Annotated in this window: 10 protein-coding genes; 2 read left to right on the forward strand and 8 right to left on the reverse strand. The window is 69.4% G+C overall.

What is annotated here, in order from left to right:
• Nucleotides 1-108: 108 nt before the first annotated feature.
• Together D7V80_RS37330 and D7V80_RS37335 are read left to right on the forward strand one after the other, a co-directional pair.
• Nucleotides 109-489 carry a helix-turn-helix domain-containing protein gene (locus tag D7V80_RS37330; RefSeq protein WP_014400835.1) on the forward strand — a complete coding sequence of 127 codons (381 nt, stop codon included), beginning with the start codon at nucleotides 109-111 and terminating at the stop codon, nucleotides 487-489.
• Nucleotides 490-517: 28 nt separating this feature from the next.
• A complete protein-coding gene (locus D7V80_RS37335; RefSeq protein WP_120592607.1) occupies nucleotides 518-1,003 on the forward strand; it encodes a cupin domain-containing protein in 486 nt (161 codons plus the stop codon).
• A gap of 4 nt (nucleotides 1,004-1,007) precedes the next feature.
• On the opposite strand, the gene D7V80_RS37340 is transcribed toward D7V80_RS37335, so the two are convergent.
• The 8 genes from D7V80_RS37340 to D7V80_RS37375 form a co-directional block, all read right to left on the reverse strand.
• Complete coding sequence (locus D7V80_RS37340) at nucleotides 1,008-1,730, reverse strand: immunity 52 family protein (protein ID WP_120592608.1); 723 nt, start codon at nucleotides 1,728-1,730, stop codon at nucleotides 1,008-1,010.
• Between the two features lie 14 nt (nucleotides 1,731-1,744).
• Entirely contained in the window at nucleotides 1,745-3,091 is a 1,347-nt protein-coding gene (locus tag D7V80_RS37345; protein ID WP_120592613.1) for a restriction endonuclease fold toxin 5 domain-containing protein, read from the reverse strand.
• 89 nt (nucleotides 3,092-3,180) lie between these two features.
• Nucleotides 3,181-6,033 carry an Ig-like domain-containing protein gene (locus D7V80_RS37350; RefSeq protein ID WP_199738951.1) on the reverse strand — a complete coding sequence of 951 codons (2,853 nt, stop codon included), beginning with the start codon at nucleotides 6,031-6,033 and terminating at the stop codon, nucleotides 3,181-3,183.
• Nucleotides 6,034-6,225: 192 nt separating this feature from the next.
• Complete coding sequence (gene epsA, locus D7V80_RS37355; RefSeq protein WP_120592609.1) at nucleotides 6,226-7,026, reverse strand: exopolysaccharide biosynthesis glycosyltransferase EpsA; 801 nt, start codon at nucleotides 7,024-7,026, stop codon at nucleotides 6,226-6,228.
• A gap of 10 nt (nucleotides 7,027-7,036) precedes the next feature.
• Nucleotides 7,037-9,184: a GH44 family glycoside hydrolase EpsB gene (epsB, locus tag D7V80_RS37360; RefSeq protein ID WP_120592610.1), complete on the reverse strand. Its 2,148-nt coding sequence runs from the start codon at nucleotides 9,182-9,184 to the stop codon at nucleotides 7,037-7,039.
• 67 nt (nucleotides 9,185-9,251) lie between these two features.
• Nucleotides 9,252-9,788 carry a serine O-acetyltransferase EpsC gene (epsC, locus tag D7V80_RS37365; protein WP_014400828.1) on the reverse strand — a complete coding sequence of 179 codons (537 nt, stop codon included), beginning with the start codon at nucleotides 9,786-9,788 and terminating at the stop codon, nucleotides 9,252-9,254.
• A gap of 5 nt (nucleotides 9,789-9,793) precedes the next feature.
• Nucleotides 9,794-10,831 carry an exopolysaccharide biosynthesis glycosyltransferase EpsD gene (epsD, locus tag D7V80_RS37370; protein WP_120592611.1) on the reverse strand — a complete coding sequence of 346 codons (1,038 nt, stop codon included), beginning with the start codon at nucleotides 10,829-10,831 and terminating at the stop codon, nucleotides 9,794-9,796.
• A partial coding sequence (locus tag D7V80_RS37375) for a hypothetical protein (RefSeq protein ID WP_120592612.1) occupies nucleotides 10,828-11,276 on the reverse strand: 449 nt, incomplete at its 5' end. The genes D7V80_RS37375 and epsD, both read right to left, overlap by 4 nt.

The following is an 11,276-nucleotide window of genomic DNA, read 5'->3' on the forward strand; positions in this document are numbered from 1 at the left end:
GGGTGGGGGAGGCGGAAAAAACGCCAGAGGTAAGGTGACATGACCCGACCTTCAGGGTTATGCCCAGCGCCCGGTGCCATGGAGGCGCTTCGCACCCGGGACAAGGGCATGGACACGGAACTGGCGGGAATCCTCGGCTCGGCGGCACGGAACGTGCGGGTGAAGCTGGGTCTGACGCAGGCGGACGTGGCGGACCGCATCGGCATGGCGTCGGAGGTGTATGGCCGGCTGGAGCGTGGCCACATGCTGCCGAGCGTGCAGAACCTGCGCCGTCTGTGCGTCGTCCTGAACATCCCGCCGCACGACCTGCTGGGCCTGGGCGAGGAGTTCGCGGCGCCGCCGCCGAAGGAGAAGCCCCGGGCGCGGACGGAGGAGGACGTGCCGGAGATGCGGCGGCTGATGCGCAACCTGCGGCGGCTGACGCCGGTGCAGCTGAAGCTGATGAACCTGGTGGCGTCCGCGATGCAGCAGCAGAAGAAGAAGCCCTGAGAGGGCATGGCGTTAGACTGGGTCCACCATGGTTGAAGAGCTGGTGAGGAGGCTGGACCTCAAGCCCCATCCGGAGGGCGGCTACTACCGGGAGACGTACCGGGCGGCGTTCCAGGTGCAGACGCTGCGAGGGCGCAGATCCGCGGGGACGGCCATCTACTACCTGTTGCAGCGGGGGGAGTTCTCCGCGTGGCACCGGGTGGTGGGCGCGGACGAGCTGTGGCTGTTCCACGACGGGGAGCCGATGGCGTTGCACCTGGTGCACGAGGACGGCCGGCTGGAGTCCCCGGTGTTGGGGCGGGACGTGACGCAAGGCCATCAGCCGCAGGTGCTGGTCCCGGCGGGGGTGCTGCAGGCGGCGGAGCCGCTGGGCGCGTACACGCTGGTGGGCTGCACGGTGTCGCCGGGGTTCGACTTCGCGGACTTCGAGCTGCCGGAGGCGGAGGCGATGGTGGCCCGCCACCCGGCGCACGAAGCGCTGCTGCGAAGGTTCGCGAAGGCCGGGCGGCGCTGAAGGGCTAGGTGCCCCAGGGGCGGAGCGGGGTGAGCAGCCCCGCGGCCTGGAGGCGCGCCTGGACGTCCGCGGCGAGGGCGACGTGGGCGGGGTTGGAGACGCTGAACTTCTCCTGCGTGAGGGTGATGAGCGTGCCCCGGTCCGGGATGTGCTCGACCTGGACGGAGGAGGGCAGCGGGGGCACGGGGCCGCGGAAGTCGGCGAGGTAGGTGACCCAGCCGACGAAGGTGCCGGGCTCGGGGAACTGGCCAGCCATGAGGCGCTCCCGATGCTCATGCGAGGTACAGAGCCCGAATTCCGGCTCCCACGCGAGCGCCATGGCGCGCATCACGCCGGTCAGGACATGGGCGGTTAGCACCCGCTCCGCGACCTGGCCCATGCTGTGACCGTCGAGCAAACAGACAGAAGCCATATGCGTCGCGGCGCTGCCGCAGTGGCCGGTGACCTTCGATGCCTCCGCTTCGTTCTCGCCAGCCCAGAGCCAGAAGCGCGACATGTCCATGAACCGGCTGGCCTTGCCGCCCAGGAGCTTGGAGAGGGTGGCCACATCCGGAGATACCTGTCGCTGTCGCGCCTTCTCGAAGGTCGCGGCCGTCTGGTGCCAGCGGTTCCACGAGGGGTCCAAGGAGCCCAATCGTTGAAGGAACGAACTCAATCGGTGGGCGCAGGACTCGACAGGCTCCTGCCGGGCCAGCCAATAGCAACCTGAGTAGTACGTCTCCGTCATGATTCCAGGACTCCTTAGCGCGGCACGGGAGTGACGTGCACGACCTCGAAGGTCTTGTAGCCCCGGCCTTCGAAGGCTCTGCGAAGCAGTTCCGCGAATCGCTCCTCCGCGACGATCCAACGGACGCGCGTTCCACGAGCCATCAAGTATTGCCGTTCGGCTTGGGCAAGCACCTTGTCAAAGCCTCTGTAGAACTCCTTCAGAGTCATGTTGTCCTGGATGAACTTCGCATAGCCCGGGCCCTTGGCCTCTAGCAGCAAATCGTCGACCAGGTCGTAACCGTCGAAGTCGACCTCGTCGTCTCCTATCTTGAGCCGGTACGCGGAGCCTTTTGGCGCTCCCGTCACCTGGGCTTGATAGTCGCGGGCACGGTCGGACATCGACTCATTCACCTGCACCCACTTGCCCGGGCCTCCTGCGCTACTCGGAGGAGGCGGGCCCATCGTGGCCATGGCTACCGCCGTGGACGCGAGCGTCACCTCCACCACGCCGTCCACCACCGCCACCGCGCTCACGTCCAACACGCGCGCCGGGTTGAAACCCGCCTGTATCGAACCCAGCCGCACCGCGTCCGGGAAGCGCGGCATCCACGCGAGCGCGGATGACAGCCCCACCGTCACGCCGTGACTCACCAGCACCGTCATCGCGAGCACGAAGACGCGCGCCACCTCCGGCCCCAGTGCCTGCGCGAAGACCTCCGCCGCCTCCTCCAGTTCCTGGAATGTCTGAGCCCTATCCGTGGCTGTCTTCAGCGCGCCGCAAGCCCGCACCACCGTGAGGAACGACTGCACGCCCACGTACGCCAGGAACACGGCGGCAATCACCGCCGCGGCCTTGGTGAACAGGGGCTCCGGTGCCGCAGCCAACACCACCCAGGACGCAATCGCTCCCGACACCACGGACACGAAGAACTCCGGGTTCAGCGTGTCCTGCAACGCGGCCCCAATACTCGCGCGCAACGGGTCCAGCGACATGCCCACCGCGAGAGTCAGCCGGTCCAGTTCACCGAAACCCGCGCCATCCTCCAGCAACGACAGACAGTCCCCCGGAGCCTCATGCGCCCGGCACCACCGCGCGTACCCGTCCCGCAGCATGAACCCGAGCCCCAGGTCCAGCTGCGCCCCCTTCTTCGCGACCGCGCGCACCACCCTCGGTGACCGCAGCGTCAGCGGCACCTCCAATACCAATCGCGCCAGGGCCTCCTCGAACTCCCGCGCACTGACTGGCACCCGCCGGTCCCAGGTCACCGGCGCATACGTCCGAGTCCCCCGCTCCGTATGCAACCGCACCGTGGGCCCACTGGCGCAGCCCGTGAGCAGCACGAACAACACCATCCACACGCCGGCCCTGTGTGCACGCATGCCGTGCAGCATGCGCCCCAAAGACAACGGGGCGGAAGGCCCGTGAGGACCTCCCGCCCCGAAGGGGCACCGCCGTCAATGGCAGACGGTCAGTTGTTCTTCACCGTGAAGCTGAAGCTCTGGATGACGAAGTTGTCCACCGCGTCCGTCATCCACACGTCCACCGTGTGCGTGCCATCCAGCAGCTCGCGCGTGTCCAGCGACGCGGTCCACGTGCCGTTCGTCTGGAGCGTGCCGGCGCGGATGCCCGACCCGTCCCGCGTGAACGCCACGTTCTTGATGCTGCTCAGCGCATCCGTCACCCGCGCCGTCAGCGTCACCACGCCACCCACCGTGCTGCCCGGAGCCGGCGTCACCAGCGTCGCCGTGGGCGCCTGCGTGTCGTAGCGCACCGTGCGCGTCGTGCGCGTCGTGCGGCCCGCCTCGTTCGTCGCGTCGATGGTCAGCGTGTTCACGCCCGACGCCAGCGTCACCGACGTCTGGATTTCACCGCCGCCGCGCGGCAGCTGGAACTGCTGGTTGCCCAGCTTCACCGTCGTCGCGGACACGGACGACACGCGAATCACATACGGCAGCGTGTTGTTCGCGCGCGGCCCGAACGTGGCCCCGTCCGCCGGGTCCGTCGTCACCGTGGGCGTGCCGGAATCCACGAACACGTGCACCACAGCTTCCGTCACGTTGTTCGCGGAGTCCGTGGCGCGGACCAGGATGCCCTGCTCGCCGAAGTTCGGCAGGCTCACCGGGTGCGTCACCGAACCGGTGCCGAACTCCAGCAGCGTGGTGTTCACCCACTGCGTCTCCACGCGCGTCGGCGTCTGCTCGTCAATCTGGCTGAGGACGTCCACCAGCCCGCCCACCACCTGGCCCTGCACCGGCGACTGGATGGTGATGACCGGCGGCACGCGGTCCACCGTCAGGTTGATCTGCTTCGTGGTGACACCGCCCAGGTTGTCGCGGCCCGTGAGCTGGATGATGTTCGGCCCTTCCACCAGCTCCACCGGCATGTAGACCAGACCGCCGCTCAGCTCGGGGTTCACCACCACCGGCGCGCCGCCGTTCACGATGAACGCCGCGTAGGTGATGAACGCGCCGTTGGTGGCGGGCTTCACGAAGCCCCATGCGTTCAGCGTCGTCTCGCGGAGGAACGCGGGCTGGTTGCCCATGATGACCTCCGGCGCCGTGTACGGATAGGGATTGATGACCAGCGTCTGCGCCGCCGTGCTGCCCAGCAGGTTCGGGCTGGCCGGCTGCAGCGTCACGCCGGAGTACACCGCGCGGAAGTCCTGCGCGCCCGTGGCGGACCACCTGTCCGTCGTGATGCTCCACGGCAGGGAGAACACGCCGTCGCCGTCCGCGTCGTCATCCGCGCCAATCGCCACGCCCGCCACGAAGAACGTCACCACGCCCTTGCGCGGCCCCGTCACCACGGTGTTGTTCGACGCGTTCCGGACCTGCGCCTTCAAGGTCGGCTGATCCACGCCGATGGTCACGCTCGCGTTCGCGGCCGGGGAAAGAATCGTGGTCGTCGTCGCCACGCCCGTCACCGGAGGCTCCGGCGGCGTGTACGTCCGCACGCGAGCCGACGCCGACACGCCCACCGCGCCACCCGACGACGCCGTCACCGTGACCTCCGACAGCAGCGAAGGCAGCAGGTTCACCGGAGCGCGCACCGTCACCGTCACGGTGGACTCCGCGCCAGCGGCCAGGAACACCGTGGGACGGCTCAGCGTGGCCGACCAGCCCGGCAGGCCGCCCGCGGTGCTCAGCGTGTACGTGTCCGCCTGGTAGCCGTGGTTCTTCACCTTGAGCGTGTAGGTCGTCTCCTGGGGCGCCGGGTTGGAGATGGGGAACATCTTCGTGTCCTCGCCCACCACGGACACCTCCACGCTGAAGTCACCGAAGCACGCCAGGCCCAGCGACGCGAACGTCGTCGGGATGTCCCGCGCCGCCGACCCCGGCTCCCAGCCTCCGTCCGCCGCCTGCTTCGTCTTCAGCCACTCAATCGCGTTGAACAGGCGCGCGTTGCTCGCCGGCTCCTTGCCCGCAAGGCACAGCGCGTACACGGCGATGCCCGTGGCGAAGTCGTCGGACGCACCGCTCGGCAGGCGGCCCCAGCCCTTGCCGCTCACCGCGGGCATCGCGATGAGCTGGTTCGCCAGCGTCTGGATGGTGGTGCTGTTCACGCCATTGGTGCCCGGGCCCGCGGCCTTCAGGCCCACGATGGCCCACGACTTCTGGAACGTGTACGGCATGCCGTCGTCGAAGACGCCCGTGGTGGCCGTGTTGATGTTGGCCCGCAGGTACGCGGCCGCCTTGTCGATGGCCGCCTGGTACTGCGCCGCCTTCGCCGGGTCCACGCGCTGCTTCGCCTGCGCCAGCGTCACGATGTAGCGCGCGGTGATGGGCACGTTGCCGTGGTTCACCGGCGTGCCGTCGTGGTCCTCGTTCCACCGGCCGCTGGACTGCTGCGTGCCCAGCGCCCAGTTGGCCGCCATCACCAGCGCGCTGCTGTACTGCGTGGACACGTACTGGTCGAAGCCCGCCAGGCCGAACGACGCCCAGCCCGTCTTCGAGTTCGGGTACGCGGACCCCTGATACAGCCAGTGACCGGAAGGCAGCTGGTCCGTCTTGATGCGCGCCGTGATGGCGTCCAGGTTCTGCTGGAGCGTGCGCCCGTTGCTCGCCGTCTGCGCCATGTTGTAGCCATTGGCCTTGGCGCTCGACAGGCCGAACACCGCCGCGCCCTGGCGGTGGCACGCGATGCAGTTCTCGTGCGTGGTCCAGTTGGCCACGTCCGCGCTCAGGAACTGGATGGCCTTCTGCGTGGCCTCCGTGTTGGTGGCGGCGGCGGCCGGCAGGCTGAAGGCCGACAACACCATCACCGCGAACGTGACGAGTCGCGCCGCCCAACGGGGCGACGAACGGGATACGGCTGATGACATGAGGGGACGTCCAGGGGCCTACGGGTGGGCACACCCGGACGCGAGGCTCAGGCACCGCGGCCCGTGCACCCCGCGAAAGGCGTGCGGGGCTAGAATACTCAAGCTTGGCTGTAAATGTCCAGGGAGGGGCCTAAGCCCCAAAGCCCAGAATTCAAGGACATAGCGCCAGGCGAGCGGGTCCCGAGGGACCCATCAATCCTGTGAACCCCGGGTGCGCTTCCACAGCTCGCGCAGCAGGATGATCCCGAACTGGGAGTCGTTGAGGATGTACCGGCGCCACAGGCGCTTGGGCTCGTGGGTGAGGCGGTAGAGCCACTCGAAGCCGGCCTTGGCGATCCACTCCGGGGCGCGCTTGGCGGTGCCGGCGATGAAGTCGAAGCCCGCGCCAATGCCGATGGCCACCGTGGGCCCCAGCTTCTGGGCCACCTGCGAAATCCACACCTCCTGCTTGGGGCTGCCCAGCGCGACGAAGAGCAGGTGCGGGTCCTTTTCCCGGATGCGCGCGACGATGGGAGCATTCTGCGCGTCGCCCGCGTCCAGGTTCACCATGGGCGAGTCCCAGCCCACGACCTCGATGCCGGGGTACTGCGCCTGGAACTGCTTGCCCACCTTCTCCGCGACGCCGGGGCCCGCGCCCAGGAGGAAGATGCGCCACTTGCGCTCGGCGCCCAGCTTCACCAGCGGGAGGATGAGGTCGGACCCGGCGATGCGCTCCGGCAGGGACACGTCCAGCATGCGCGACGCCCAGACGATGGGCATGCCGTCCACCACGGAGATGGTGGCCTTGGCGTACGCGTCGCGGAAGCGCGCGTTCGTCTCCGCCAGGACGACGTGGTCCACGTTGGCGGTGAAGACGTAGCCGCCCTGGTGCGCGTCCACCAGCTCGCCAATGGCCGTGATGGCCTCCGGGAAGGTGATCTGGTCGATGGTGAGCTGGCCGATGTTCAGGCGCGGGCGGGGGGAAGCGGCGGCGGGGGCGTGTGCGGTGGTCAAGGCGTCGTCTTCACTTCACCGTGAGGTCCAGCACGGTGATGGAGTAGGGGGGAAGGCGCTGCGAAAGGGCCTGCTCGGCCTGCTTGCCGGTGGCCTGTTCGGTGAAACCGCCCGGCGCGCCCGAGTAGCCCATGACGCGCACGGTGTTGAGCGAGCCGCAGCCCTTGAACTCCAGCTGCGCCTGGGCGGCCTGCTCGGGGTCGAAGTTGAGCAATACGGCAGTGAGCTTCTTGCCGGACGCGTCGCGGGACGCGAAGAGGCTGGTGCCCTCGGCCGCGGTGGTGGACAGGCCGTGGTCCTGGAAGCGGCCGCCCCGCCCGTCGAAGTCGCGGTACGCGCGGAACGCCCAGAACGTGGGGCTGTTCTCCGCGGGGTACTGCCAGAAGAACGCGGACGTGAGCCCCTGCTGCCCGAAGCGGCCCAGGGCCTCCGCCTGCGCGAGTCCCCCGCTCATGTGCTTCATGGCGCCGAAGTTGTACTCGCCAATGGACATGCCCCGGCCGGGGTAGTTCTCCGCGATCCACTGCTTCACGCGCGGAATCAGCTGGATGGGCTCGGCGATCCAGGACTCGTCCTTGTACGTCGGATCCCACAGCGCGCGGGTGGAGCGGATCCGCCGCGCGTTGGTGTCCGGATCCGTGGCGCCCTCCAGGCCCAGGCCCACGTTGGTCTGCGGGTAGAAGTGCACGTCCACCACGTCCAGCAGGCGCACGCCGGTCTTCTTCTCGTGGTCGCGCAGCTCGCGCAGGTACCAGGGCAAGAGGGGCACGTCGCCGTGCGCGCGGCGGTCCGTGTACGGCGGACGGCCGGGAGCGAAGTCCGCGGCGGACCAGAAGTAGTTCGTCCAGCCCCACTCCGCGGGACCGGCGATGACCGCTTCCGGATCCGCCTTCCGCACGGCGGTGCCGTACTCGATGGTGCGCTTGAGCAGCTCGTCGTAGGTGAGCGGATCAGGATGCACGTCCCGGTGCGTGGAGCTCCAGAGGGCGGGCTCGTTGTCCAGGATGTACATGTTCACGCCACGCTTCGCGGCCTTGAGTGACTTCACCCACTCGGAGATGAACTCCGGAGGGGCCTGCACGCTGGTCGTGGTGGGCGCACCGGGGACCAGGGGCGTGCCGTCGCGGCGCACGCCGTTGCCGCCCGCGGGCTCCGTGTCGTCCTGGGCCTGCTGCGGGCCGAAGGTGGACACCGGGAAGCCCACGGAGGTCGTGTCCTTGGCCACCCAGCCGATGAGCGGCAGCGTGAGCGCGGACTGGACGTTGTTCTTCCGGTTGGACTCCAGGAAGTCATCCGCGCCGAAGCCCAGCTCCACGTTGCGGAAGTACCAGTCGTTGCCGGTGTTCCACGCGCGGCCCAGCTTCCAGTTGTAGCGGGACGTGGGGTTGCCGCCCCAGCGGCGGATGGTGGCGCCCAGCTTCCACTGGTGCGTGTCCGTCGTCTCCTTGTTGCCGTCCAGCGCGATGCCGTAGATGAGCGGGCTGATGGGCTTGGACGGGGCGGTGCAGTCGATGATCATCTTCGACTCGCGGCCGTCGCCCCGGCCCATGCGCCCACCGCCGGCCGCGCGCGCGGCGGCCACGTCCGGGGACAGCGGCACCAGGGCCACCTTGTCGAAGAGCACCCAGTCCCGGCCCACGTCCTTCGAAGCGCGCAGCACCAGGCGGTCGAAGGGCTCACCGCGCGGGTTGAGGACCTCCATGGGCACGACGACCTCCGCCCACTCGCGGTCCTTCTTGACGATGAACTCCGGGCTGATCCGCACGTGCGGGAACGTCGCGGCGCCGGGGGCGTCCAGGCGCACGTCCAGGAACTCGCCGTAGGACTCCGGCGCGGTGAAACGGAACGTCAGCGCGCCATATGCGCCCTGGAGCTTGGGCCGGTAGAGGATCCACCCGCCGTAGTTGAACATCCGCAGGCGCGCGGGCGCGCCCTTGGGAAGCTCGCGAGGCGCCCAGCCGATGTCCTTCCATCCGGCCTGGATGCCCCCGTCGTACACGGCCACCGTCTCCGTGGCAGTGGGCTGCTGTGCAGGGGGCGCGTCCCCAGCTCCCTTCGACGCGTTCTGCTGCGCCATGGCCACGCCCGCGCCGCCGCCCAGCACCGCGCAGGTGAGGATGACGGTCCGCTTCCACCGTCCGTGCTTCGTCTCTGCCATGACCTTCCTCAACGCATCCCCCGGAACGAACCCGGCAACAGCGGATCAACAAACGACGGCACGACGGTTACAGCGGGACCTCGTCCAGGTCCTTGCGCGGGAAGATGCGCGCGGGGATGCCCACCGCCACGCTGTCCGGCGGCACGTCCTGGAGCACGACGGCGTTCGCGCCAATGCGCGAGCGGGCGCCAATGCGCACGGGGCCCAGGATGCGGGCGCCCGCGCCAATCCAGACGTCGTCCTCGATGGTGGGGTAGCCGTTGTCCTTGGCGGTGCCCACGGTGTTGTTGCCGTAGAAGCGCACGCGGTCGCCAATGCGCGCGTCCCCGCCGATGACGACGCCCAGGCTGTGCACGAAGTACACGCCCTTGCCCAGCGTCACGTCCTTGCCGATTTCAATGCCCATCACCGCCGTCTGGGCCACGCGCAGCACGTGGTTCACCAGCGGGATGTGGAAGGCCAGCGCCGCCTCCCGCGCGCGGTTGAGCGCGGTGATGCGGTACGAGTCGCTGGTCAGCACCACCTTGGCGATGGACTTCGCGTCCGACGTACCGGTGGCCGCCTTGGCCATCTCCAACGCGTCCGAGATGAGGGCTCCGAACATGGCTTTCATCCTTGGGGATTTCCCCGGCCCTGCAGGTAGCGCGCGACGCCCTTGGCGACACCCACCCAGCCGCCGGCCTCCGTGCGGGCCCCGCGCAGGTACTCCATGCCGTACGCCACGGAGGTGCCCGCGAACGCGGCGCCCGTGAGCCCCAGCTTGTCCGCCACGCTGGAGGCCTTCACCACGGCCTCCGTCAGCTTGCGCGACGCCTCCGGGGCCACCACCGCGGAGGCGAGCAGCGGGCGCGAGAGCAGGTTCGTCTCGAAGAAGAGGCGCCACGGGTTCACGCCCTTCACGTCCGGGTGCTTCACGGAGACGTGGGTGTCGAACATGCCGTAGCGGTGGGCGCGGCGGATCCACTTCTCGAAGCTGACGTGGTCGCTGCCGTGCAGCACGTACGCGTCCGGCGCGAAGAGGAACGCGCAGCCGGCCTTCTCCAGGCGCACGCCCAGCTCCACGTCTTCCGACTGGCCCAGCGTCTTGTCGAAGCCGCCCACGCCCACGTAGTCCGCGCGGGGGAAGGACACGTTGCCCGTGTACAGGTGGTTGCCGTGCGCCTTCACGCCGGGGACGGACAGCTCCTCCGCCATGCGGTTGTTGAGGTGCGCGTACCAGCGCTCGAAGAGGGGCATCTCCCCGATTTCGGGATCCGGCCGGATGCGGCCCAGCACCACGTTGCGCGAGCCGGGCGGATGGTGGACCAGGTGGCGCGCGAGGAAGTCGGAGGCCACCTGCATGTCGTCATCCGTGACGAGCACCGTGGCGCCCCGGGCGGCCAGCACGCCCCGGTGCCGCGCGGCGGCGGCGCCCGCGTTCTGCTGCACCTCCACGCGCAGGGTGTAGGGCAGCTTGAGCGCGGAGAGCGGCCCCTTCACGTCGGAGGCGGAGCCGTCGTCCACCACCACCACCTCGAACTCCTCGGGCGGCAGCGTCTGCCCGGCCAGCTGCTGGAGCAGCCGGGTGATGAGGGGCAGCCGGTTGTACGTGGCGATGACGACGCTGAGCCGGGGGGCCGGAGCAGCGGGGGAGTCGGAAGGGCTCATGGCTTCTTCTTCTTGGCCGCGTCGGCGCGCTTCTGCTTCTTCGTGGGACGCGGGAAGGTGACGCTGCCGGCGAAGCGGTCCTCGCCCACCAGGGTGAGGGTCTTCTGCGCGGAGCCGAAGTCCGTCTCGCCCAGGGTGACGACCAGCAGGGCGGTGTCCGCGGCCAGGGCCAGCGGGAGGCTCGCCGGGTGCGTGATGAGCGAGTCGATGACCACGATGACCCGCTCGCCCTGCTCCACGCGGCGGCGCACCTCCTGGACCATGCGCGGAGCGCCGGCGGGCTCGATGCCGGTGGCGTCCACGAGGCGCAGGGGCGGCTCCGGGTAGGGCGCGCCGGCCTCCATCAGGGCCTGGGCCGCGTCCTGCGCGGGGGCACCGGGGTGGGCGGGGACGACGACCAGGTAGTTCCAGGCGCGGCGGTCCAGCGCGAACCACAGCCGTGACA

This window comes from Corallococcus sp. CA054B (genome assembly GCF_003611625.1).
Taxonomy (GTDB): Bacteria; Myxococcota; Myxococcia; order Myxococcales; family Myxococcaceae; genus Corallococcus; species Corallococcus coralloides.

What these genes read in the sequence shown, in the direction of transcription:
- epsC (WP_014400828.1), bottom strand. Translation starts at nt 9,788, where the DNA reads ATGTTCGGAGCCCTCATCTCGGACGCGTTGGAGATGGCCAAGGCGGCC.
- epsD (WP_120592611.1), bottom strand. Translation starts at nt 10,831, where the DNA reads ATGAGCCCTTCCGACTCCCCCGCTGCTCCGGCCCCCCGGCTCAGCGTC.
- D7V80_RS37330 (WP_014400835.1), top strand. Translation starts at nt 109, where the DNA reads ATGGACACGGAACTGGCGGGAATCCTCGGCTCGGCGGCACGGAACGTG.
- D7V80_RS37335 (WP_120592607.1), top strand. Translation starts at nt 518, where the DNA reads ATGGTTGAAGAGCTGGTGAGGAGGCTGGACCTCAAGCCCCATCCGGAG.
- D7V80_RS37350 (WP_199738951.1), bottom strand. Translation starts at nt 6,033, where the DNA reads ATGTCATCAGCCGTATCCCGTTCGTCGCCCCGTTGGGCGGCGCGACTC.
- D7V80_RS37345 (WP_120592613.1), bottom strand. Translation starts at nt 3,091, where the DNA reads ATGCGTGCACACAGGGCCGGCGTGTGGATGGTGTTGTTCGTGCTGCTC.
- D7V80_RS37340 (WP_120592608.1), bottom strand. Translation starts at nt 1,730, where the DNA reads ATGACGGAGACGTACTACTCAGGTTGCTATTGGCTGGCCCGGCAGGAG.
- epsB (WP_120592610.1), bottom strand. Translation starts at nt 9,184, where the DNA reads ATGGCAGAGACGAAGCACGGACGGTGGAAGCGGACCGTCATCCTCACC.